This window comes from Brevundimonas sp. NPDC055311 (assembly GCF_053645695.1).
In genome coordinates this window covers 61256-84544 of record NZ_JBSHMV010000003.1, presented here as the reverse complement: position 1 = coordinate 84544, position 23289 = coordinate 61256, and the positions used below count along the sequence as shown (strand labels likewise).

The window sequence follows — 23289 nt, the reverse complement described above, 5'->3', positions numbered from 1 at the left end:
ATACGACGAGAGTAATTAGTTAAGCTTCAGCGCAACTTGGGTAGGCCTATTCCTGGCCCTGGCCGGGGTTCGGACAAAAGGGTGTTCCGAGTCAGGGCGTGGGTGCAGACCACGTCGAAACAAGGCGAATTCCCTGGTGATCATGCCCCCGCACGCTCCCGCCTGCGTGAGCTGGGGTCAGTTGGCCGCGCTCAGCGGAAGTGAGCGGCAAGCGCTCGAACGCAGAGCCGAAATAGCCTGCCAACTCGCCAGAGAACGGCCAATCCGAACCAAGCGCAAAACGCTCCAGACCGATCCGCCGCATCACAGCCGCAAGGCGAGCCAAATCTTCATCGGGCGTCTCGGCGTCGAAAGTCTGGGCCAGGTCGAAATGAAGCGAGGCGCCCAGGCCCGGCTCACGCTCCAACGCCTCCGCGAAGGCGTCGATGGCCGACCAGGTGTTGGCGTCCAGGCCGCCCCACCCACCCGAATGCGCGATGAAGACAGGACTTCCGCCAGCGTGCGGCAGCACCTCCTTCAGGAAGATCTCCACGTCCTGCGCGCCATAGTCCTCGGCGCGGGTGCGCATGTGGATCATGATCGTCTTGCGGTGACGCCCCGCCGCCTCGAACACCCGCGCCAGGCGGGCGACATGTACCTTGTCCCTGAGGTCGAGGCCTGAGTTGGTAAGGTGCAGCTTCACGCCCGCCGCCGCCGGCTCGTCGGCCCAGAACGCCAGCTCGGGCAAGGCCGTCGAGGTCAGCGGATTGATCCCGATGAATGCGACGAAGCGGTCCGGGCGTTCTCGCGCCAGGCCGACGGTGAAGGCGTTTGCCGACCGCACGAGCTCAGCCGCGTCCGGCGCAGGCGGAACCATCATGGGGCTTTCCGCCAGATAGGCGGTGGACATCAGCCAGGCCTGCCTCACCGCGGCCCGGTCCATTGTCGCCAGCAGATCATCAGCCGTCAGCGGCTGGACGAAGATATCCGGGCAAGCGCCGATCCGCCCAGGGCTGCGGCAATAGCCCGGCAGGAAGGAGAGGATCGCCGGCGAGTGGACATGGACATGATGATCCACAGCGATCGGGGACGCAGCCGCCGAACCGGCGAACAGGCATGACAAAGCCGTCGCCAGAGCGACCTTTTTCAGAAACATGAAGGACTCGGAAAGAGGGCGCGATGAGACGCCATTACCGGCGCCCCATCGCGGAATACTCAGCGCGAAGCCGCGCCGCTGAGCAGGGTTTCCTGCCAGAACTGCAGACTGGTCCAGAAGTAGTAGTCCACGTTCTCCTTCTTGTGGAATCCGTGGCCTTCGTTCTCGGCCAGCAGATGCCAGGCCGTGCCGCCGTTGCTGCGGACCGCCTTGACGATCTGATCGGCTTCGGAAGCCGGCACGCGCGGATCGTTGCCGCCCGTCGACACCAGCAGGGGAATGCTGATCCGATCCACGTTGGTCAGCGGCGAGATGGCCTGAAGCTGGGCGCGCTGTTTCGGGTCGCGCTCGTCGCCATACTCCACCCGCCGCAGGTCGCGGCGATAGGACTGGGTGTTCTCCAGGAAGGTGACGAAGTTGGAGATGGCGACATAGCAGTTCGCCCCCTTCAACTGATCGCTGTAGTGAACCGCCGTGGCGTAGCACATGTAGCCGCCATAGGAGATGCCGGTCACAGCAAAGCGCGAGGCGTCGAGCGACGGATTCTGCTGGAGGGCGCTCAGCAGGGCGCCGATGTCCTTGACCGAATCCTCACGACGCCAAGGCCCATTGTCCAGGTTGACGAAGCGCGAGCCATAGCCGCTCGACCCCCGCACATTGGGGAAGAACAGCGCCACCCCCAGTTCGTTGAGCAGATAGTTCTGCGGGCCCAGGAACTCGGGTCGCGTCTGACCCTCGGGGCCGCCGTGGATGTCGATGATCAGCGGCCGCTGGCCGGGAAATTTTGCCGCGTCCGGCTGATAAAGGAAGCCCGAGACCGTCTCGCCGTCGAAGCTCTGGATCTCCACCAACGTCGGTTCGACATTGGCTTTGGGGTCCAGCCCGCCCGTCTCGCTGAACGTCCACTGGCGCACGGCCAGCGTCTTGGGATCGATGGAGAAGGCGTCGCCCGGCACCTGAGCCGAAGACAGGCTGAGACCGATCTCGCCCCAGGGCGCGATCTGAATGGTGTCGCCGAAGCTCCAGTGCAGCACGCCGGCCGGCAGGCCGTCGACCGCCCTCGCCTCTCCGCTCTTCAGATCCAGCACCCGCAGACGGGTGACGCCGGCCTCATTGATCGCATAGGCTGCGAAGGAGCCGTCCGGCGCCAGGGCGTAGTCGGTCACATCCCATTTCGCCTCACGGCTGATCGGAACGAAGGCGCCGCCCTGGATACGGCCCAGGCGCAGGAAGTCGGAGTCGCGGTTCGAGGTGGCGTAAACGCCGCCGTCAGCGCCGTAGCGCGGATCGACATAGGAGACCTGCGCCTCCGGATCAGTCAGAGCGGTCATCTGGCCTGACGCCAGGTCCAGTTCATAGACTGCGGCGTCATTGATGGACTTGCGGTTCAGGACCAGGGCCTTGCGACCGTCATGGGAGAAGTCGGCGATATTCCACCCGCCGCCCGAGACCTGAGCCACCAGGCGATCCGATCCGGCGACGCCCGGCTCGACGACATAGAGGTCCATGTCCGCGCCGTTGCGACGGGACGAAGCGTAGCCGACCTTGCGGCCGTCCGGGCTCCAGGCGCCGAACCAGTTACGGCTGCGGCCGTCGGTCAGCAGGCTCAGCCGCCCGTCATGGAGAGTGTAAAGCTGATAGAATTCGTCGCCGCCGTTGTCCTTCTGGACCAACAGCGTCCCATCGGCGGGCGACGGCGCGCCGAACATCACCGGTTCGGCCTCAAAGCTGATCTGGGTGCGGGCCGCGCCGGGCGCGGCGACACGGTGCAGCTGGTCGCTGGCGCCGAAGCGCGTCTTGACCAGCATGGAGCGATCTACAGCGCTCCATCCTAGGAAGGCCGCACGGCGCGCCTCCAGATAGGGCTGAGTCGCCGCAACCAGGGCGTCCGGCACCGGCGGCAGCCCGTCCGCGACAATGGCGGCCGGCTTGGGCGCTTCGGCGAGCACAGGTGCGGCGAAGGCGCTGGCGGCCACGGCGGCGGCCAACACCAGGGGAAGTCGGGAAATCATGAAATCAGGCCCTCTCGGCAAGGGAAGGAGGCGCCGGCTCCCTGGTCAGGGTTGGGGAGCCGGCGACAAGGACACGAAGGCTCAGACCTAGAAGCGAGCCCGCGCGCCGATCGTGACGTAACGGCCAATGACGTCGTAGTAGGGAGAGAACAGCGACCCCACCGGCGGCTGGCGATCGAACAGGTTGGTGGCGTTGGCGTAGAGCTCCACCCCCTGCGCCCCGAAGCGGGTCAGGTCCGCCGTCGCGCCCAGGTCGAAGTAGGTATAGCTGCCGATGTGGTTGTTCACGATCTTGATCGTGCTGTTGTAGTCGCCGGCCGAGATGTAGCGGGCGCGCAGGTTCGCCCCGAACACATCCCCCTTCCAGCCCAGCGAGCCGTTCAGACGCCATTCCGGCACGCCCAGGCCGAAGGAGTAGCCCTGAGACTTGACGTACTGGATCTCGCTGACGCCGTCGTTGGTGGTCAGGCTGTTCACCCAGGTTCCGACCAGACGCGCCGTCACCCGACCCGACGCTTCAGGGAAGAAGCGGTCCAGCGGCGCCGCGTAGGAGATCTCGGCGTCCACGCCGTCGGTCTGGTACTCGGCCAGGTTCACATAGGTGGACATGGTGCGGACCAGGTCGCCCTGGGCGTTGCGTTCGATCTTGCTGCACAGGGCGGTGTTGCCGTTGAAGCAGCGGTTCACGAGGTCCTGCGGCGCGATGGTGGTGATCACGTCGTCGATCTTGATGTTGTAGTAGTCGAGCGACATGTTCAGGCCGGGGATCGACGGCGGCGCATAGGTGACGCCGATCGTCAGGGTGTCGGCCGTCTCTGGCGTCAGATCCGGATTGCCGCCGCCGTTGTTCAGCACATAGACGGTCTGGTTCTTGGCCGGATCGTTGATGTTGTTATAGCCGGTCGTCGTCTGGGTGTAGAGCTCCGACAGATTCGCCGAACGGATGTCGCGCGACTGGGTGATGCGGCCTCGGAAACCGGGGAAGAACTCATTGGTCGCCCCCACCTTCCAGGACCAGATCGAGCCGGTCGTGTCGTAATCGGAAATGCGCGCCGCCGCGTTGAACTCCAGATTGTTCAGAACGGGCAGGTCACGAACGACCGGGACCAGAACTTCGGCGAAGGCTTCCTTGACCGAGAACTCGCCCGACATGGCCGAGAAGCTGAAGGTCCGGAAAGCCTTGGCCGCGTCCAGTTCGCCGACGGTCTGGTCGATCGACTCCTTGCGCGCCTCGACGCCGAAGGCGACCGAGACATCACCGGCCGGCAGGGTGAAGGGCTCGCCGCGCAGACTGATCCCCCCGACATCCAGCTTGGTGGTCGAACGCTGCTGCGGCGTGCCGGTCACATAGTCCATGGCCGCCTGGCTGGGCGCGCCCAGACCGAACAGGTTTATCGGCACGCAGCCCGAGTTGGCGTTGGTCAGGGAGACGCGGCAGATCGCCTGCCCCGTCGCCGGATCCAGCACCGAGTCCACCGCCTGGGCGTATTCCGTCCTCAGCAGGAAGCCGGGAGTGTCGATGTTGTTCTCGAACTCTCCATGGCTGTAGTAGGCGCCCCAGCGCCAGGCGCCGCCGCCCAGTTCACCATCCAGCGCCAGGGTGGCCTGCGTCGTGACGCGTTCGAAGTCGATCCGCGGATAGGTCTCGGCGTTGAAGCGGCCCATCGTGAAGCTGGTCTCACCCGCCGCCGTCATGGCGTCACGCACCGCCGTCGGCAGAAAGGCGTTGTCGATGCTGATCTGCAGATCGCCGCGGTTATGGTCGCCGAACCAGATGTAGTCGTTCCACATCTTGGCGTGACGAATATCGGCGGTGAAACGCAGGGTGTCCGTCACGTCATAGGTGGCGCTGGCCATGGCGACGAAGCGCTGCTGGGGCGTGACCAGAGGGCTGAGATCGTCGTTGGACGGCCCTTCGCCGCCCACGGTCGACGTCCCGACCTGCTGGCCGAAATCGAAGTCGCGCAACGAACCGTCAGGATTGAAGGCCTTGCCCGACAGCACGCCCGACATGATCAGCCCCCCATAGGCGGCGTTGGCGAAGCCGACGTCCGGCACGGTGACGAAACGACCGGTGCCGTCATTGGTCGACACCTGCCCCCAGCGACCGATGCGCGGGCGTGAGGTCTTCGGCACCACGCCTTCATTGTCGAGGTATTCTGCGCCGATGACGAAGTGGCCCCGGCCCTCCAGGAAATCCGTCCCCCAGGCCGCCTCAAAACGCTTCTGCTCCGCGTCGTCGAAGGAGGAGATGCCGTATTCCGCGCCGATCTTGGCGCCGGTGAACCGACGATCGATACCGATGTTGACCACGCCCGCGACGGCGCCCGAGCCCCAAGCCGCTGAAGCGCCGCCAGTGACCACATCCGCGCTGCGCACCAGAATCGACGGAATGCTGTTCAGGTCATTCTCGCTCGACACACGGCGGCCGTCGATCAGCACCAGGGTGCGGCTGATGCCCAGGCCGCGCAGATCGACCGGCGCGTTGCCTGCGCCCGTGTTGGTGCCGGTGGTCTGCGGCGACGAAGTCGCGCGAAACTGCGGCATGTCGTTAAGGGCCGCTGCAATGTTCGGACGTGCGCCGACCGACAGATCTTCGGCCGTCAGACGCACGGTCGGCGTCGGCGCCTCGAACCCGGCGCGATCAATCCGCGAGGCGGTGACGACGATCTCATCGACCGCCGAGGGCCCTTCGTCCACAGGGACATCCTGGGCCATGGCGCCGCCGGCGCACGCGAGAAGCGCCAGGACGCTGCTGCATCCGGTCAAACGAGTATTGAATTTGGACAAGTCGAAGTTCCTCATGGCGACGGCGTCCCCTCCCAAGGACAAGAGACCAGCGGCGACTGACGCGCCTTTTGACCGCCCCCGCTGTCATCGGGCCTGAGAGTTTCGGGTCGCCCCTTGCTCCTTCGGCGAGGCGCACCCGAAGGCCGCCTTCTCTCCAGCGTTTCCCGCGCAGCACGGTCCTTTTGCCTGAGCGTTTCCGGGGCGGTTGCGCCTTCGGCGTCGGAGTTCGATCTCTCCCGCGCTGCAAAAACCAGTAGGAAACCGCCTCACAAAGCCTGTCAAATCGACATTTTTGGCAATTTTATTGCTTAGTTTGCATATACTACGCAAGCATACGCTAAGATTGTCCTTGCTCGACCTAATCGTGCGGCGAGGCGCGGGCCGCCTAGCGGCGCGGTGTCAGAAAGGTGACAGGAAGATGTCAGCAACCGCGCGCGAGAGTTATCCACAGGATTGCGCGATCGCCCATCATGGCGCGAAGGGATCGTCTGGCGCCTGTTCCGCTCCGACCATCGCTGTCCGCCACTGGGCGATCAAGCGCCGACGTCGTAACTGATCGAGGTTGGCCAGAAGACCAGGACCGACACGGATGGACCTCAGCCCGTGAGAAGCGGCGACATCCGCCATATCCACACGAACGGGGCCCGCGCCGGTCCGGCTGATGAGTTCCTGGCCTTCACGCGACAGAAGGAAGTCCAGAAACAGCCGCGCCGCCGCCGGGTGGCTGGCGTTGCGCGGAATAAAGGCGACGCGCGACACAGACAGTCGATAGTCCGACGGCACGATCACCGCCACCTCGTCATGATCCGCAGCAAAGCCGACCGCGAAGGAGCGATTGACGTTATAAGCGAACACCTTCCGGCCGTCGGCGATCTGGCCCAGCATTCTATGCCCCGATGTATCAAGGCGAGGCGCCGTACGGCCCAAGGCCTCCATCAACCGCCAAGCGTCTGGATAGGCCTGGATATCCGCAGACAACAACATCATGCCGACAGCGCTGCGCTCGACGTCATATAGGGTGGTCCGCCCGGCGAACACCTCGGGCTTCGTGCTCAGAAGACGCAGAAGCTCCGCGTGACTACGTGGCGCCGCGTCCGCAGGCAACAATCGACGGTTGTAGACGAAAACGATCGGGTCGGCGGTCAGGCCAAAGCCCTGACTCCGCCATATGGCGCCGTCGGGAAGACTGCGACGATGCGGTGAGCGATAGGTCTGGGCGTAGCCGTCATTGACCAGCTTGATCTGCTGATCCATCGCCGAGGACCAAACGAGATCGACCCCCGGTCGCCCTGCATCCGCCGTCGCCTTCACCTCCTCAGCGATCAGGGACGAGTTGCGATCCACGACCTGCACCTTGATCATCGGCCATCGGTCCTGAAAAGCGTCGATGACCGGCTGCATCATGCTGGTGTTCGTATAGACGACCAGGCACCCTTCGCGCTGCGCCCTCCAGCGGGTCAGCGGATCTGTGGCAGGCCCGTTCGGTTCGCGAACGCAGGTCGCGGTCGCCGCGACCGCCAGCACGACGAGAAGTCGTATCAAGCTCGCCGGCCAGTTCCACTTTGCGGCGCGCCGCTTTAGGTTCCGCAAAGTCACTCCCTCCCACCCAGCCGGTCGCCATGAAAATACTGGTCGTCGAAGATGACAAGGCGCTCAGGCATTCTCTCAAGGCCAGTCTGGAAGCCGCCGGCTTCACCGCCTGCTGCACCGAGTATGGCGCTGAAGCCCTGACCCTGGAGGCGAACGGGGGTTTCGACGCGGCCGTTCTGGACATCGGCCTGCCCGATATCGACGGCTTCGAGGTCTTGAGCGCGCTCCGACGCCGGGGCTCGACCACGCCCGTGCTGATGTTAACGGCGCGCGACGGGCTGACCGAGAGGGTGGCGGGATTGGATCTGGGGGCTGACGACTATCTGGTGAAACCCTTCGCCCCCGCCGAATTGGCGGCGCGGCTGCGGGCCATCGCACGCCGTCGCCAAGGACGAACCGCAGAGACCGTCATGATCGGCGCCATGACCTGTGACTGGGAAGCCGGACGCGTCATGGTCGGCGACCGCGACCTGGCCTTGCGTCCCCGCGAATGGGCGGCGTTGCGGGTATTGGCTTCCCGCGTCGGCCAGGTCGTGGACAGGGACATGCTTGCGGCGGAGGTCTTTCCCCAGGACGAGGCGCCCTCGCCCAATGCTTTAGAAGTGCATATCGGACGTCTGCGCCGCAAATTGCAGCCCGACGGACCCGCCGTGGTCAATATCCGCGGTCGCGGGTATCGCCTCGATCTCTGATGGCCAGATCTCTCAAGCATCACAGCCTGATCAGTCGTCTGTTCCTGGCGCAGATCGCCCCCCTGACGGCCTTTGCGGTTCTATTTCTCGCCATTGGCATGTGGACGACCCATCGCGTGGTCGAACGAACTGCGGACCGCCTGCTCGCAGGCGCCATGCAGACCATCCTCGAAAGCGTCACGCTTGAGAACGGCGAGGTGATCGCGGAAGTCGAGCCGTGGTCGTTGGCCTTGCTGGACAACCCCGAACGGGACGCGGTCTTCTACAACGTGCGGGACAGCGGCAAGCTGATCACCGGCTATGAAGAGCTGCCCCTATTGTCAGGGCTGTCGACCGACCATCCGCGCTTCGCCTATCTGACCGCGCACAATGTTCCGTTGCGTATGGCTCAGCAATCTGTCGCCATTCCGGGGCGCGAGGGCGTCGTCTCCGTCTCGGTCGCTCAAAGTCTGGATTCACGTCGGGCGGACATGGCGGAACTGCACCGCAACCTCTTGTTGTTTCTCGCCATGCTCGTCGGGCTTGCCGCCCTGCTCATCTGGCCGAGTCTCACTTGGGGGCTAAGCGCCTTGCGACGTCTGGCCGATCATCTCGCCGCGCGCCCCACGGCGACGCCTCATGATTTCGCTCCAACGCCGACCGACTTGGCGCCGCGTGAACTGCTGGCCGTGATCTCAGCCTACAACGATCTTCTGGCGCGACTGGAACGCTCCACATCCGGGATCCAGCGCTTTGCAGCCGACGCCTCGCATCAGATTCGCACCCCGCTGACAGTGATCGCCGCCAATCTGGACTTGTTGGCGAACTCGGACCGCAGTTGGAGCGCAACGGAGCTGCGCCTGTTGGAGGACTCGCGGCAGAGCGCGGGCTACATGACCCGCCTCGTTCATCAGTTGCTGGCCGTCGCTCGCGCCGACGGCGTGCGTTTCGCGGGCGAAGCCGATCTCGGCCGCGCCGTCCGCACCGCCTGCCGCAGCCATTCTGGCGACGACCTTCGGCTTCGACTTCCCCTGGAAACGGTTTTGGTTCGCGGAAACGAGGATCTGATCGTCGAGCAATTGACCAATCTGCTCGATAACGCCCGCCGTTACGGCCTCCCGCCGATCATGCTTCAGGTCAATGTCCAGGGCGATATCGCCCAGTTGACTCTATGGGACCATGGCCCTGGAGTAGCCCCTCAGGATCTGCAGCGCCTGTCACAGCGCTTCTATCGGCCTAGCGCAACGCGAAAACCCTGTGGGGCGGGTCCGGGCTTGTCCATTGTCGAATCCCTTGCGCAAGCCCAAGGCGGCGGCTTCTCCATCCGAAACCGATCGACAAAGAAGGGCTTGATCGTCACGCTAAGCTTCGACATTTCGTGATCTAACAGCCTCGCTGAGAGCTGCCGCTGCGTCGGTTGTGTCGAGAATGCTGACGCTTCCTCGGTTAAGGTGCGTCGCCCTTGGCACGGTTACATCCACGACATGTTTGTCCCGGCCAGCTTTCTTGGCCAGCCTGCAGTGTGGATGAACCGAGACGTCGACATCAGCCTCTGGCTTCGGCTGCTTCGAAAGCCGCCGGAGCAAGCAAACCATGGCGTCAGAGCAAGGCAGCTATAGCCGACTCGATCAGCACCTGCGGTTCTCAGCCCCGCCCTTGCCCCTAACAGTCGGCTGAAAGCCATGGCTCGACGCATACTTAGATTGGCGCGAGACTTCCGCTCCATCTCGTTACGGAGCGGAAGGCCTAGCGTCCCTCAGAAGCGCAAGCTCAGCCCCGCGACAATGCGGCGGTCCGTCAGACCGTTGTAGCACAGCAGAGCATCGTCGTTGATGCAGTATTCATTGGCGTCTTCACGCGTCAGATTGATCGCCTCCAGACCCACGGTGGCCCAGCTGTTGATCTCATAGTTGACGCTGGCGTTCAGTTGTCCGCGGTCGTCGCTGACACGCGGAACGTCAAAGGCTGAGGTGAAGGCTTCCGTGTTGATGAAGTCGGAACGCCACGTGTAGCGCATCCGGGCGCTCAGCCCGCCCCGCTCGTAGAACAGCGTCGCATTGTAGGAGTACTTCGAGAGGTTCTCCAGCTCGACGCGATCCTGCGGCAGAGGATCGAAGCCCAGGTCGCGGGTCGTGTTCCGCGTCAGGCCGATGGTCCGGTAGCTGTCAACGTTTCCGCCGGTCTTCTGATAGGTGAAGTTGCCGATAAAGCCGAAGCCGGACATCCAGCCGAGGCGATCCTCCCATTGCGACAGGTCGTACTGGAAGGCCGCTTCGACTCCCGTCTGGGTCGTCTCGCCATCCACGTTGAACATCGACGTCAGCGGAACGCAGATGCCGGTCTGCCCCTTGTCCGGGTGATTGACGTTGATGACGGCGATCGGGTTGTAGATGCCGCCGCCGGGGCAGGACGGATCACGGCTTCGGTTCACCACGCCGTTCACGGCGTTGTCCGGCGGGCTTTCGGTGACGCTGGCGAATAGATTGTCGCGCACCTTGTGGAAGACGCCGAGGCTGATCAGGCTGGAAGGAGCGAAATAGTATTCGGCCGACAGGTCGAACGACAGGACGGTTTCCGGCTCCAGGTTCGGATTGCCGCGGTTTACCGCCGTGTTCTCGCTGGTGGCGAAGGTCACCGAGGACGACAGCCGGTTGAAGTCCGGTCGGCGAATATCACGGGCGACGCCGGCGCGGATGATCACGTCCTCCCGCGGCTCGGCCACGAGGTTGAAGCGCGGCAGCCAGAATTCATAGGAGGTGTTGTGCACCGACCGGCTCGCGTCCGTGCCGCTGGCGACCGTATTGCCGACCGAGCTGAGGTCGGTGCTGACATAACGGACGCCGGCGTTGCCGCGCACAGGCATGCCGAACGCTTCAGTGTCGAAATTGGCCTGCAGATAGGCTGTACTGGTCTTTTCGGTGATCTCGAAGAAGGCGCTCGCTTGCGACGTCGGCTGACCGATCAGCGGAATATTGGAGCCGTTGGCGGCGTTGCTGGCCGCGATGGCGGCGTTGATGTCGGCCAGAGTTCCGGCCGGATCGCCGAAGGCCTTGGCGCCGTCCAGGATCAGAAAGTCCGAGAAATACAGACGACGATCATCGGCCGCGTTGAAGTTGTTCGGGCCGGCGATCAGCAGGTTGGAGAAGCGGTCGCCACTGGGACGGAAGAAGGACGAGTCGATGTTGGTGAAGTTGGTGCTGCCCGTGACGTTGTCATTGAGCGCGCTGGTCTCGTTCCAGCGCAGCCCCGCGTCGATCGAGCTGATGAAGGGCACAATGCCGTCCATGGCGTAGGAGGCGTCGAGGCGGAACGCCTTCTCTTCATTCTCGCGAACGCTACGACCCTGCGACACCTGATGCAGGCGATAGTTGGCGGGGTCCAGCAACTGGGCCGTGCTGGGCGTCGAGAGCTGCCCCTGGGCGATGCCGAATTGCAGCGTGCCGCCGCTCAGGTCGAACTCGATCGGCACGCCGTTGGCCAGCGACACGCCCCGGACCGGCTGGGGACCGTTGGGATTGACGAATTCGAGCGTCGTATTGAAGCTGGGCAAGACCGAGTCCGAGGTCGACAAGGACGCCTGGGCGCTGAGCGACAAACGCTCCAGATCCCACTCGCCGCCCAAGGCGAACACGCGGCTTTCGGTTACGCGCGAGCCCGTATCGCTGGTCGTGCGCAGATAGGGCGCAAGATTGCCGTCCGTCCGAGGCAGGATGAGCCCCTTCAGCGCCGCCTGGACGGAGCCTAGATCCATCGTCCCGTTCGGACCCTGCACCTTGCCCAGGTTGACGGTTTCGAAGGCGGTGTTCGTCGTGTTGTCGACCACGCCGTTGTCCGAAATGGTCGAGATCTGGACGGTCGAGCTCTGTTCGGCGCGCTGCTGATCGTTCAGCGTCATGTCGAAGTAGAATTTCAGATTGTCTTTCGGCTTCCACTCCGCCGAACCCGAGAAATTCTTGGTCTCATACTCGAAATTATCCAGATCCTGATTGAAGAACTGGATGCGCATGAAGGGGAAGGCCTCGGCGCTCAGACGGCCCGAGTCCGGAGTGACGACCGCATCGCGGTCGACGCGCGGGCGGAAGGCGGCGACGTCCTGCTCGGCGTAGCTGAAGCTGCCGACCAGGCCGAACTGACCGAAGTCCGTGTCCCAGCGCTTGCCAATCGTGCCCGAATAGCGCGGCGTCAGGGTATCCGACAGGTCGCTGTATTCAGTCTGGGCGCGGAAGGCGAACAGGGGATCCTTCAAGTCCAGCGGGCGGATGGTCCGCAGATTGATGGTGCCGCCCACCGAACCTTCGATCGTCTTGGCTTCCGGCACCTTGATGACCTGCACGGAGCTGATCATCGAGGCCGCCAGATCGTCGAAGCTGATGCCCGACCGGCCCGAGCCCGACCCCACCGTCGAGACGCCGTTGATTTCGACCCGGTTGGCGTCCGTGCCGCGAATCTGCACGCCGCGCCCGACGCCCGCCTCGCGGGTGATCTGGATGCCGGTGACGTTCTCAAGCACTTCGGCGAGATTCTGGTCCGGCAGCTTGCCGATGTCCTCGGCCTCGATGACCTCGACCAGGTTGGCGGCGTTGCGCTTCTGCGACAGGGCGTTCTGCAACGACGCGCGAATGCCGGTGACGACGATCTCATCGACCTGAGTGACGTCGACGTTCCCCGCCTCGTCCTGATCCGGCTCAACGCTTTGGGCGAACGCCGGAGCGGCCGCCATCAGCGCCGTCGTCGTCAGCAGTATCGCCGTAAATCGTTTGCCGGAATTCGCTCGAACGCCAGCATCCCCCATTTGCCTCATCGCGTGCCTCCCAGTGCGTTTTTTTATTATCCGAACGCTGGATTGGCCTTACCTGTCTGTCAACCTCTTTTCGGACCACAATGGATTAATTTAATAGACCAATTGGTCTATTCTTGGGTCGAACACTCGTTTCCTCAGCGGCTGCCGCCGCGCTCGCCCCGAATAAGCGCCTCGATTTCAGTCAGATCCGTCTCGGCGTTGTCGCCGGGCGTTGTCATCGCCAAGGCTCCGTGGGCGGCCGCCAGTTCCACCGCCTGTTGGGGACGCTCTCCCGCCATGAGCCCGTGGATAAGGCCCGAGGCGAAGGCGTCGCCCCCGCCGACGCGGTCCAGAATCTCCAGATCCGGTCGAGCCATGGAGACGTATCGCTCGTCCCGCTCATGGAACACGCCCTGCCAGCCGTTGACCGTGGCGCTCTTCGAGTCACGCAGGGTGTAGGCTACGCCCCGAAGCTGAGGGAAGGCGTCGAAAGCCATCTGCGCGGCGTTGGACGGCGGCCCCGGATCGGTCGGCCAGGCGCGCCGCCCGACCTCTTCGCTGACCAGACCCAGGCAGGCGGCCAGTCCCCGATCATCCGCAAAAACCAGATCGCACTCAGCCACGATAGCCCGGTTAATCGCGCGCAGGGCCTCGGGGTCCGGATGACTGCGCCATAAGCTCTCGCGATAATTGAGATCGTAGGACACGGTGACGCCGAGGCGCCTCGCCGCACGCACAGCCGCCAGGGCGGTCTGCGCCGTTTCAGCCGACAATGCCGCGAAGACCCCGCCGGTATGCAGCCAATGCGCGCCGCGCGCGCCCAGAACATCGTCCCAGTCGAACGCCTGCGGGTCGAGCGCCGACGCTGCCGAGTACGCTCGGTCGGACACCCCCTGCGGCGGCCGGACGCCGAAGCCGCGCTCGGTGAAGTTGAGGCCCATTCGCGCCTCGCGCCCGACGCCGTCGTAGTCGCGCCAGACGATGGCGTCGACGTCCACCCGCGCCTCGGCGATCAAGCTTTCGGCCAGGGCGCCCAGGGGGTTGCGCGGCAGGGCCGTCAGCACCGCCGTCGGCCGCCGGAAGGTCCGGCTGAGCCCCCGCGCGACATTGTACTCGCCGCCGCCCTCCCAAACGTTGAAAGCGCGGGCGCTGCGAATCCGTCCTTCGCCCGGATCCAGGCGCAGCATCACCTCGCCGAGGGCGGCCAGATCCCACCGTCTGGAGCCGCCGTCGGACAGCGCCCACGAATGCTTCGCCTCGCTCATCGCGCGTCGCACCCGAACAGCGACAGATCGACCGCCTCAGCCATCAATCGATACCCCTCATCATTGGGGTGAAGCATATCGGGACGAGCCGCGCCCGCGCGGAAGCTTTCTGGATCCGCCGGATTCCGCACGGCCGCATCGAAGTCCACGACGCCGTCAAACGCGCCTTCGTCGCGGATGAAGGCGTTAAGGACCCGACGCGCCTCTGACGACGGAGCGTCATAGCGCTCCGATCCCTTGAACGGCGTCAGGGTTCCGGCGACCGCCTTCACCCCGTGGTCGCGCAGGCGGGCGACCAACTGGCGATAGCCCTGAACCATGTCCGCTGCATTGCGGCCCGGCTTGGCGGGGTCGCCCCCGTGGCGGATGTCGTTGATGCCTTCCAGCAGGATGACGTAGTCGATCTGCGGCAGGGCCAGGATGTCCCGATCCAGCCGCGCCAAGCCCGAATGGGACCGGCCGTGGTCCAGCAGCTTGTTCCCGCTGATGCCCTGATTCAGCACCACGAATCGGCCAGGACAGGTCGCCTCGAAACGACGCGCCAGCATGCTGGGCCAGTCGCGCTCGGCGCCCAGAGTGGCCGTCGCGCCCTCAGTGATGGAGTCTCCAAAGGCCGCCACCACGATCGGCGCCGTCTCACGCTCGCCATAGACGGCGGAGATCACGTTCTGGCGGTAGTCCAGGGCGACGTCATCGCCGGGCGTCGCCTCTCCCTGCCCTATCCGGACGACGGTGCGGCGCACGGCAGGACGGGTCGGGTCGGGAAAGCGCAGGCTGACCGAAACCTGTGCGAAGGCCGGCGCATCTAGGGCCACAGGATCGCTGATCAGGACGGAACCGACCGGGATCGTCACCTCGCTGCGCCCGTCGAAGAGAACCGGCGCCGTACCGCCCTCGCCCGCCAGGCCCAGGCGCATGTCGGCCACGCGCAGCGGCGCATCGCCCAGTTCGTTGCTGACGCGCAACCGAAGCGCACGCACCGACGCGCCCAGACGCATATCCTGGCGGACCGTCTGTCCCGCAAACTGCACGGGCGCCTCAGGCGTGCCGTCCTTGCGATCAGGCGCGGGCGAGGCGGTCCAGACCGGGCTCCACACCTGAGCCGAGGCCGCGCCCGCCGCGCCCCAGGCGACGCCGGCCAGGGTCAGGGCCAGGAGGGCCGTGCGACGGCGACCGGCTTTGCAAGGCAAGACAGAAAACGGACGGATCATGTCAGGGCCTCGGCGGTGAACAGGGACTGAGAGCGAAGATGTCGGGGTCAATCGCCTCGGCCATCAGAAGATGGCCTTCGTCATTGGGGTGGTAGCCGTCTTCACGATGCGCGCCGGGACGGATGCGACCGGGACGGGCGACATCATCGAGTGCGGCCTCGAAATCGATGACGCCGTCGAAAATCGCGCCCTGGCGGATCAGGGTGTTGAGCGCACGGCGTTTGTCGTCGGTGGTCGGACCGGGAATGGCAGGCTCTGCCACAGGCGAGGCCAGGATAGGCGTCAGCACCCCGCCGATGACCTTGATGCGCTGGGCCTGAAGCGCCCCAACGGCCTGCCGGTATCCGGTTGCGACATCGTCCACCCCCGCGCCCGGACGATCGCGCGCAGGGCCTTTCTGGCGCACGTCGTTGAGGCCGGCCATCAGCACCACATGAGTAATACCGGGCATGGTCAGAACGTCACGCTCCAGCCGCGAAACGAGAGAGGGAGAGCGTCCGTCCGAGGCCACCATATTGCCGCCGATCCCAGCATTCACCACCACGAAGGCGCCCGGGCAGGCGCCCTCCAGACGGCGCCCCAACTGGTGCGGCCAGGCGCGGTGGGCGCCGAGGGTCGTCGATCCGCCTTCGGTGATGGAATCGCCGATGGCGACGATGACCGCGACGGGCGCCGTCGGCCGCTCGGCCAGCACGGCCGAGACGACACCCTGGCCGCGCAGAAGCGGGGCCGCGTCACCGGGCGTTGCGTCGCCCGAGGCGATCCTCACCGGGCCGAGCCGAACAGCGGGTCGGGTCTCTCCGGGCAGGTAGGCGCTGACCGTCAGTTCCCCATAGGCAGGAACGGCCACAACCAGTGGATCGCTGAGCGCAAAGCCGCCCAGAGGAATGATCACATGGGTCGCGCCGTCGAACCGTAGGGGCTGCGCCGCCTCGCCCTTCACCCCCGCCTCGGCCCGGCCGATGACCAGCGGCCCTTCGCCCAGTTCATTGCTGAAACGGACGCGCACCGCCGTCGCCGCCGAAGCCATCAGCAAGTCCTGCCGCAGGGTGACGTTTTGCAGCAGCGGCGGCGCGCCGTTGGCGGCGGACTCGTTCCGCCACGGCATGGGCGAGGCGAGCCACGCCGGAACCCAGACCTGGGCGCTTGCGATGGCGGGCGCCGCCAGCGTCACGCACAGACCGGCAGCCAGGCCCGCCAGGGTCCGCCTCGCCGCTCTGCGTTGTGAAATGGGTTCGCCCGCCATCGCTCGCCTTATGCCTTAGGAGAAGTAGGTGCCGCCGTTCACGTCGACGTTGGCGCCGGTCATGAAGCCGGCGGCGTCCGACGCCAGGAAGACCGCGACATCAGCGGCCTCTTCGGGACGACCTTCCCGACGCAGCGGCGTGCCGTTGGCCACGGCCTGGCGCACCTCGGGTTTGGTGAAATCGTCGTGGAAACGGGTCGAGATCATGCCGCAGCACAGGGCGTTGACGCGGATCCCCTTGGGACCGAGTTCCTTGGCCATGGCGCGGGTGAAGGTCATCACCGCCGCCTTGGACACCGCATAGAGGGAGGCGCCGGGGCCGCCGCCGTCACGCCCCGCCTGGGAGGCGAAGTTCACGATGGCCGCGCCCGAAGACATGTGCGGCACGACCGCTCGCGTCGTCAGGAAGGTCGAACGGAAGTTCAAGTCCATGACGCTGTCGTAGAAGGCGTCGTCGATCTCCAGCAGCGGCTTGCGAGCCACCATGCCCCCGGCTGTGTTGACCAGGATATCGACGCCGGGGCCGAACGCCGCATGAGCGGCCAACACCAGGCCATCGACGCCTTCGGGCGTGGTGACGTCGGCGCGATGCAGCACGGCAGTCCCGCCCGCCGCCTCGATCAGGCGCAGCGTCTCTTCGGCGCTGGCGGCGTCGTTGGCGTAGTTGACCACGACCTTAGCGCCTTCGGCGGCCAGCTTCAGCGACACTTGGCGTCCGATGTCGCGTCCGCCACCCGTGACGATGGCCACCTTGTTGTTGAGTTTCATTTCGCTCTTAGTCCTTGAAAGCAAAGTGATGATTGGGAAGGGATCAACCGCGCGCCGACGGAACATCGACCTTTTCGATGCGACCGGTCACGACCCAGATCGCGACCAGACAGAGCGGCACGAGCGCGGCCACGAGGATGAAGATCGGGGCGTAGGAGGCCTTGGTCATGACCGGCACAAGCCAAGTCGTGATCAAGGTTCCGGCTACGGCGGCCATGCCGCCGACGCCCGCCAGGGAGCCCACCGATTTGCCGTGGAAGACGTCGCCAGGCAGCGTCTGGATGTTGCCGATGGCGACTTGGAAGCCGAACAGGACGGCGGCGATGGTCAGCACGGCCACGGTGGGATCATTAGCCAGCACCGCGCCCAGCAGGGCGGGCGCCATGATCAGGCAGCCCAGGGTGATAACCCATTTGCGGGCCCGGTCGACCGAGCGACCCGAGGCGATCAGACGTCCCGACAGCCAGCCCCCGAACAGGCTGCCCAGCATGGCCCCGACGAAGGGCACCCAGGCGAATATGCCGATCTGCTTGATGTCGAAGGAGAAGGTCTCGGCCAGGTAGATGGGCAGCCAGGAGACGAACAGCCACCAGATCGGGTCGAGGAAGAAGCGAGCCAGGACGATGCCCCAGCTCTGCCGGTGCGACATCATCTGCTTCAGGCTGGGCGCCTTGGCCGGTTCGGCCTCGGTCGCGACGGTCGTCTCGGCCGGGGCGTCCAGGATCAGCGCGCGCTCGGCGGCGTTGACCCAAGGGTGCTTGTCCGGCCCGGCGCGATAGATCACCAGCCACGGCAGCACCCAGATGAAGCCCAGGGCGCCGACCAGCAGGAAGGTGCCCTTCCAGCCCAGCGACAGGAAGAGCAAGGCGATCAAGGGAGCCGAGACGATGGCCCCGATCGAGGCCCCGGCGTTGAAGATGCCCTGGGCGAAGGCGCGCTCCTTGGGCGGGAACCACTCGGCGTTAGCCTTGACCGCGCCCGGCCAGGCGCCCGCCTCGCTGACGCCCAGCATGGCGCGGAAGATGCCGAAGGAGGCGATGCTGCTGGCCGTGGCGTGCAGGGCGATCGAGATCGACCACAGGCCGATCGACCAGGCGAAGCCCAGGCGCGTGCCGATACGGTCAAACAGCCGTCCGAAAACGAACTGGCCCGCCGCGTAGAAGAGCATGAAGATGGTGACCAGAAGAGCGTAATCTTCCTTGGTCGCGCCGATCTCGCCGGCGATCTCCGGCCACATCACCGCCAGGGCGTTGCGGTCGATGTAGTTGATCACCGTGGCCACGGCGATCATGGCGATGATGGCCCACCGGACGGCGGATCTCTTTTGCATGTCTGGTCCTCCCTTGTCGGGCCGGTTGCGCGCGGCGCCGGCCTCTCTATTGATCCAGTCGCGCCCAGGGTCCGGTCCAACGCCAGGTTCGGCCGTTCGCCGTGACGGCGTGAGCGGCGCGAGGCGACGGATCGTCGGCGACGCCCAGGACCACCGTCTTGCCGGAAGCGAGCGTCACGACGACCACCTCGGCGTCGGCGCCCCGCACGCTGTGCAAGTCGCGAATGCCGCTGTCGGCCCCGACCACGGTTTCGGCCCGGCCGTCGTAGCGGCCGTGCGGCTCCAGCACGCCGACGAAGGTCGCGTCCTTCTGGCCGTCCGCCCGCAGGATCAGAGCCGGCTCGCGGCGCAGGTTGAAGTCCGGGTCGTTGGCGCCGCTCTCGGCCAGGATGGCCTGGGCGGGAACGCTCGAGGCGAAACGCCAGGTATAAAAGCGGCCATCCAGCAGCCAGGTCAGGCTGCGGCTGTCCTGCGACGGCTGGGAGACGGCATCGACCCACAGGTGCTGATAGCCGTCGGCTGCGCCGAGGACCGGGCGGTCCGTCACCATGCGCTCGGCCTCGAAGCCCAACTTCATGATGTGGCCGTTGTAGTGCAGCGGCAGATCATAGCGCGCCGGGCGCTCGCCGGTGACGCGCAGCAGGTCGATGACAACCGGCTGCTCCAGTTCGGGGTGTTCGACCAGAGCCTGGGTGCGCGTGAACGTCACCCCGTCATAGGCTCCCGCCTGGCGCGCCGAGACGATCTGCGTTCCCTCGGGCGTGTCGAAGAAGAGCACCTGAGGCGGGTGATCCTCGCCCGTCTGCCAGTGGCCGCCGAACTGGTTGCGTTCGTTCACCACCAGGGTGTTATGGGCGACCGTCGCCTTGGCCCAGCTGGTGTTCTCGGGCAGGTAGATGCCGCCGGCCTTGGCCTCGATGTTGAGGAAGCGCGCGGCGCCGTAGTCGGTCACCACCGTCTGGCCGTTGTCGTAGAAGAGCCAGTTCAGCTTGTCGAAATGGCCATGCCCCATGCCCATGGCGGTCGCCTTCTGGACCAGGGCCTGACCGTCCTCGCCGCCCGCACGCAAAATCGCCAACGCGCCTCGCGTCCCGTCCGGACCGTCGCTCAGCAACACCGAACGGAAGGCGTAGGGTTGCGCCGCGCCCGAAGCCGCCGCCTCGGCCACCTTCAGACCCTCCGGCGACAGGAGGGTCCGCCCCTGCCGTTGCGCGATGGACAGCAGCCCCGCGTCCTGGGTGCGCGCGTAGACGGAGGCGACTCCCGTCACCAGTTCCTCGGTGTCCAGTCCCTTGTCGAGGATGGCGTCATTGATCGGGATGAAATAGCCGCCGTAGCTGGACTGGATCAGCGTATCCACGGCCTTGAGCAGCACCCCGTCGCGACGCTGGAAGATGCCGCGTCCCGGCTCGTTCCGATCGATGGCCCCCGCGAAGATGATGAAGGGCGCCAAGGCGTAGCGCTGATAATAGGGCCCCTCTTCGTAATAGCCGTCGGGCGAGAAGAGCTGATCGATCTGGGTCAGGAAGCCGGCCGAGCCGTCCTTTTTCAGCCCGGTCAGGGCCTTGTCGGACAGGTCGCGGTCGCGCAGCACATAGCCGGTCATGCCGACGCCGGCGACGGCCCAGGTGGCGTGGTTATGGATGCGCTCGAAATTCTCAGGCGTCTCCGCCGACAGGAAGCTGGCCATGCGACGGAAGACGTCACCGTCGATGCGGCGACGCTCCTCGGCGGTCAGGGTCTCGCGGATCGCGTCATAACCCTGGATCGAATAGACGAGCCAGACCGAGTCGTTCAGCGTCTGCCAGAACAGGCGGCCCGGGATCTGCCCACGGCCTGCCGGATGCGCGCCCAGCGTCGGATAGAGCTTGGCGTATTCCAGAAGCAGATCGCGAGCGAAGTCGGCGTAGGCCTTGTCGCCGGTCAGGCGATACAGGGCCCCGGCGTTGTAGATGGCCTGATAATTCCGCTTGTGCTGCTCGTGGGTGTAACCGCCGCCAGGATCGCGCGGGATCGGGACATTGACGCCATCCGCCATGGCCGCGCGGACCAGCGCCTCGACCCGCTCGCGCTCGACGGCGAACAGAGGATAGGCGGAGCCCGCCTCTGCCATCCGCCGCCACTCCTGGGGCGTGGTCAGAACGGACGCGGTCTCGGCCGTGGCCGGGGCGGAGGCCTGCGCGACGAGGGCGGTCGCCGTCTGGGCGCTCAGCGCGCTGCTGGCGAGAAGAAGAGCCGTCAGGGGCAGGGCGCGCAGCATCAGAAATCCTCCGTCGCCGCGACGGGCGCGATGTCGGTTTGCATCTCGGGCGTGCGGACCAGGCGGTTCCCGGCCACCGCCAGCACGGGCTCGCCGACGCGGTGGGAGAAGCTGATCGCGCCGCTGTCGGTCAGGGTGTTGCCGACTAGTTCGGCGTGCTGGACGCCGCGCATCAGGATCGACGGCCGCTCGGCCGAGCCGACACGCTCGAAGCTCGCCCCCTTGACCACCAGGCGCGGTCCGAAGGTGCTCTCGTCCGTGCCGCCGCGATAGAGGTCGACGACCGCCCCGCCGATGCGGCTGAAGGCGCCGCCCTCGATCTGAACCAGTTCGGCGTTGTAGGTGCCCCGGTTGTCCGTCTCGGCGGCGGCCGAGATCACCGAGCCGGTGATGTTGTCCACCCGCACGTCGCGCAGCAGCACCCGGTCGGCCATGACGCCCTTGCCCAGGGCGATCACGCCGAAGCCGCGATTGACCGTCAGGTCGCGGACCTCGACGCTTTCCAGCACCAGGTCGAAGTTCGCCGCGCTGGAACCGGGCGCCACCCGGATCACGGCGTTGCCGGTCTCGTCAGGGGCGTCAACGCCCGTCACCAACAGGCTCGCCAGCTTCAGCGAGCCGCCCTTGGCCACCTCGAACAGAGAAGGTCGCGAGAAGACGATCTCGACCCCACCCTGGTCCGAGCCCCGCACCGTCAGCGGCGCGCCGACGGTCAGGGTCCGGTCGACTAAATACCGGCCTGGCGCCAGCACCAGCACGTCGCCCGGACGGGCGGCAGCGACAGCGGCCTCGAGCGCACCCTCGGACGGCCCGACGGCGATCCCGACGCCCTGATCCAGGCGAACGACCTGAACATCCTTGGGATACCAGGCCACTCCCGTCGCCTCGCGCGGGATCATGGTCAGATCGGGCGAGACGCCTGCGCCTTGCAACGTTTCTGGAACCAGCAACCCGTTCGCGCCGCGCACCAAGGCGATATCCCGCTGCGCCGTCTGGACATTGTCCGCAAAAATGACGCCCGACAGGTCGCCCAGCCTCCGCATCGGATCGTGGCCGTCCGAACTGACGATCAGGTTGCGCGCGAACCGGCTGTCGATGGGCGGCGCCGAACGCTCGGCGTCCATGCCCGCCCCCAGGAAAAGACTACGCGCGTCGATGATGGTGTTGTTCTCGATCACCGCGCCGACGACCTGGTGGTAGCGGTTGATAGGGGAATCGGGCACGCCGTGCATCACGCTCAGCGCAGCGGTGAACCCATCGCCGGTGATCCCCTCCATATAGTTGTTCCGCACAGTCTGGTGGCGGTTGATGACGCGGATGCCCCCGGTGTGAGGCTTGCCGCCGCCGAGAAACACATTGTTCTCGACCAGGTTTCCGTCGCCGTGGCGCAGGACCATGGACCCGCGCGAATGGAAGAAGACGTTGCCGCGATAGGTGTTGCCGCCCGACTTGTTCGAGACGATCTCGACCTCGCCGTCGGCGCCCTCGAACCAGTTGTTCTCAACCACGGTGTTAGACGCCGATAGGGAGTCGGCGCTGGTTCCCACGCGCAAGGTCTCGCCGCCATTGGAACCGAGGTTGGGGCGCGGGCCGAAGTAGTTGTGGTCGATAAGGTGGCGGTTATCGAGCCCCTGCTGTTCGTCGCGAACGACGACCAGCGTGGTCCCGACGTTGTTCTTGCCGGTCAGATGGTTGTGATCGAACCGGTTGTCGTGGCCGTACAGCGCCACCCAATTGTCGGACGTGGCCCGGTCGGGCTTGTTGTAGCCATCAATCACCAGGCCCGTGACGCGGCTATCCACGGCCCGATGCTCCTTGGAGCGGCGGAAGGACACAACCTCCCCCGTCGGCGACCAGCCGTCGCGGAAGATCAGGTTGGACACCACCAGTTGACGTCCCGCCAGCCTGAGGTTGGACTGGCCCGACAGCACCACTCCGCCCGGGGTCTGGGCCGTCAGGGTGATCGGTTGGCCAGCCCGGCCCTCAGCCTCGAACAGGATCTGGAAGTCGCGCCACACCCCGTCCTTCAGGACAATGACGTCGCCAGGCTTAACGTCGCGCAGAACCCGCTGATACTCCGCCGGCGTCGCCACCAAGGTCGTGGTCTGGCCGGTCGCCGCCCCAGCCCACAGCAAGGCGGCCGCAAGCGCCAATCTCGACAACATGATCGCCTCCCCCTCCGGCCCGCTTTGGTACGGACCTGTTCGCGGTTTCGCATCCGCTGGAGAAAG

Annotated in this window: 14 protein-coding genes and 2 riboswitches; of the genes, 2 read left to right on the top strand and 12 right to left on the bottom strand. The window is 65.7% G+C overall.

Annotated elements, in window-relative coordinates; genetic code table 11:
* Nucleotides 1–91: 91 nt before the first annotated feature.
* The 4 genes from ACWIDZ_RS11390 to ACWIDZ_RS11375 all read right to left on the bottom strand — a co-directional run bounded on the left by ACWIDZ_RS11390 (nt 92) and on the right by ACWIDZ_RS11375 (nt 7479).
* Complete coding sequence (locus ACWIDZ_RS11390; RefSeq protein WP_453989217.1) at nt 92–1135, bottom strand: amidohydrolase family protein; 1044 nt, start codon at nt 1133–1135, stop codon at nt 92–94.
* Between the two features lie 59 nt (nt 1136–1194).
* Nucleotides 1195–3147 (bottom strand): prolyl oligopeptidase family serine peptidase, encoded by a 1953-nt coding sequence (locus tag ACWIDZ_RS11385; protein WP_453989216.1) that lies wholly within the window; start codon nt 3145–3147, stop codon nt 1195–1197.
* A gap of 87 nt (nt 3148–3234) precedes the next feature.
* Nucleotides 3235–5865 (bottom strand): TonB-dependent receptor domain-containing protein, encoded by a 2631-nt coding sequence (locus ACWIDZ_RS11380; protein WP_453989215.1) that lies wholly within the window; start codon nt 5863–5865, stop codon nt 3235–3237.
* 151 nt (nt 5866–6016) lie between these two features.
* Nucleotides 6017–6097: riboswitch (glycine riboswitch) on the bottom strand.
* A 4-nt stretch (nt 6098–6101) separates the two neighbouring features.
* Nucleotides 6102–6186, bottom strand: a riboswitch (glycine riboswitch).
* A gap of 219 nt (nt 6187–6405) precedes the next feature.
* Entirely contained in the window at nt 6406–7479 is a 1074-nt protein-coding gene (locus ACWIDZ_RS11375; RefSeq protein ID WP_453989214.1) for an ABC transporter substrate-binding protein, read from the bottom strand.
* 20 nt (nt 7480–7499) lie between these two features.
* Between ACWIDZ_RS11375 and ACWIDZ_RS11370 the strand changes: the two genes are divergently transcribed.
* Nucleotides 7500–8219: a response regulator gene (locus tag ACWIDZ_RS11370; RefSeq protein ID WP_453989213.1), complete on the top strand. Its 720-nt coding sequence runs from the start codon at nt 7500–7502 to the stop codon at nt 8217–8219.
* Entirely contained in the window at nt 8219–9580 is a 1362-nt protein-coding gene (locus ACWIDZ_RS11365; RefSeq protein WP_453989212.1) for a sensor histidine kinase N-terminal domain-containing protein, read from the top strand. Before ACWIDZ_RS11370 ends, ACWIDZ_RS11365 begins: the two co-directional genes overlap by 1 nt.
* A 374-nt stretch (nt 9581–9954) precedes the next feature.
* On the opposite strand, the gene ACWIDZ_RS11360 is transcribed toward ACWIDZ_RS11365, so the two are convergent.
* The 8 genes from ACWIDZ_RS11360 to ACWIDZ_RS11325 form a co-directional block, all read right to left on the bottom strand.
* Nucleotides 9955–12918, bottom strand: a complete 2964-nt coding sequence (locus tag ACWIDZ_RS11360; protein ID WP_453989210.1) for a TonB-dependent receptor — start codon at nt 12916–12918, stop codon at nt 9955–9957.
* A gap of 215 nt (nt 12919–13133) precedes the next feature.
* A complete protein-coding gene (locus ACWIDZ_RS11355; protein WP_453989209.1) occupies nt 13134–14243 on the bottom strand; it encodes a sugar kinase in 1110 nt (369 codons plus the stop codon).
* The gene (locus ACWIDZ_RS11350; RefSeq protein WP_454077659.1) at nt 14240–15433 is read right to left on the bottom strand and encodes a GDSL-type esterase/lipase family protein; all 1194 of its coding nucleotides are present in this window, start codon (nt 15431–15433) and stop codon (nt 14240–14242) included. Before ACWIDZ_RS11350 ends, ACWIDZ_RS11355 begins: the two co-directional genes overlap by 4 nt.
* A 22-nt stretch (nt 15434–15455) precedes the next feature.
* A complete protein-coding gene (locus tag ACWIDZ_RS11345) occupies nt 15456–16700 on the bottom strand; it encodes a GDSL-type esterase/lipase family protein (RefSeq protein WP_453989206.1) in 1245 nt (414 codons plus the stop codon).
* Between the two features lie 15 nt (nt 16701–16715).
* Entirely contained in the window at nt 16716–17468 is a 753-nt protein-coding gene (locus ACWIDZ_RS11340) for an SDR family NAD(P)-dependent oxidoreductase (protein WP_453989205.1), read from the bottom strand.
* A gap of 43 nt (nt 17469–17511) precedes the next feature.
* Nucleotides 17512–18798, bottom strand: a complete 1287-nt coding sequence (locus ACWIDZ_RS11335; protein ID WP_453989204.1) for an MFS transporter — start codon at nt 18796–18798, stop codon at nt 17512–17514.
* A 46-nt stretch (nt 18799–18844) separates the two neighbouring features.
* Complete coding sequence (locus ACWIDZ_RS11330) at nt 18845–21058, bottom strand: alginate lyase family protein (protein ID WP_453989203.1); 2214 nt, start codon at nt 21056–21058, stop codon at nt 18845–18847.
* On the bottom strand, nt 21058–23223 hold the full coding sequence (locus tag ACWIDZ_RS11325; RefSeq protein WP_453989202.1) for a polysaccharide lyase 6 family protein: 2166 nt from the start codon (nt 23221–23223) through the stop codon (nt 21058–21060). The genes ACWIDZ_RS11330 and ACWIDZ_RS11325 overlap by 1 nt, the downstream gene beginning before the upstream one ends.
* Nucleotides 23224–23289 lie beyond the last annotated feature (66 nt).

Coding starts and splice junctions, on each gene's coding strand:
- ACWIDZ_RS11335 (WP_453989204.1), bottom strand. CDS start 18,798: ATGCAAAAGAGATCCGCCGTCCGGTGGGCCATCATCGCCATGATCGCC.
- ACWIDZ_RS11380 (WP_453989215.1), bottom strand. CDS start 5,865: ATGGCCCAGGATGTCCCTGTGGACGAAGGGCCCTCGGCGGTCGATGAG.
- ACWIDZ_RS11385 (WP_453989216.1), bottom strand. CDS start 3,147: ATGATTTCCCGACTTCCCCTGGTGTTGGCCGCCGCCGTGGCCGCCAGC.
- ACWIDZ_RS11345 (WP_453989206.1), bottom strand. CDS start 16,700: ATGGCGGGCGAACCCATTTCACAACGCAGAGCGGCGAGGCGGACCCTG.
- ACWIDZ_RS11365 (WP_453989212.1), top strand. CDS start 8,219: ATGGCCAGATCTCTCAAGCATCACAGCCTGATCAGTCGTCTGTTCCTG.
- ACWIDZ_RS11330 (WP_453989203.1), bottom strand. CDS start 21,058: ATGCTGCGCGCCCTGCCCCTGACGGCTCTTCTTCTCGCCAGCAGCGCG.
- ACWIDZ_RS11360 (WP_453989210.1), bottom strand. CDS start 12,918: ATGGCGGCCGCTCCGGCGTTCGCCCAAAGCGTTGAGCCGGATCAGGAC.
- ACWIDZ_RS11340 (WP_453989205.1), bottom strand. CDS start 17,468: ATGAAACTCAACAACAAGGTGGCCATCGTCACGGGTGGCGGACGCGAC.
- ACWIDZ_RS11390 (WP_453989217.1), bottom strand. CDS start 1,135: ATGTTTCTGAAAAAGGTCGCTCTGGCGACGGCTTTGTCATGCCTGTTC.
- ACWIDZ_RS11355 (WP_453989209.1), bottom strand. CDS start 14,243: ATGAGCGAGGCGAAGCATTCGTGGGCGCTGTCCGACGGCGGCTCCAGA.
- ACWIDZ_RS11325 (WP_453989202.1), bottom strand. CDS start 23,223: ATGTTGTCGAGATTGGCGCTTGCGGCCGCCTTGCTGTGGGCTGGGGCG.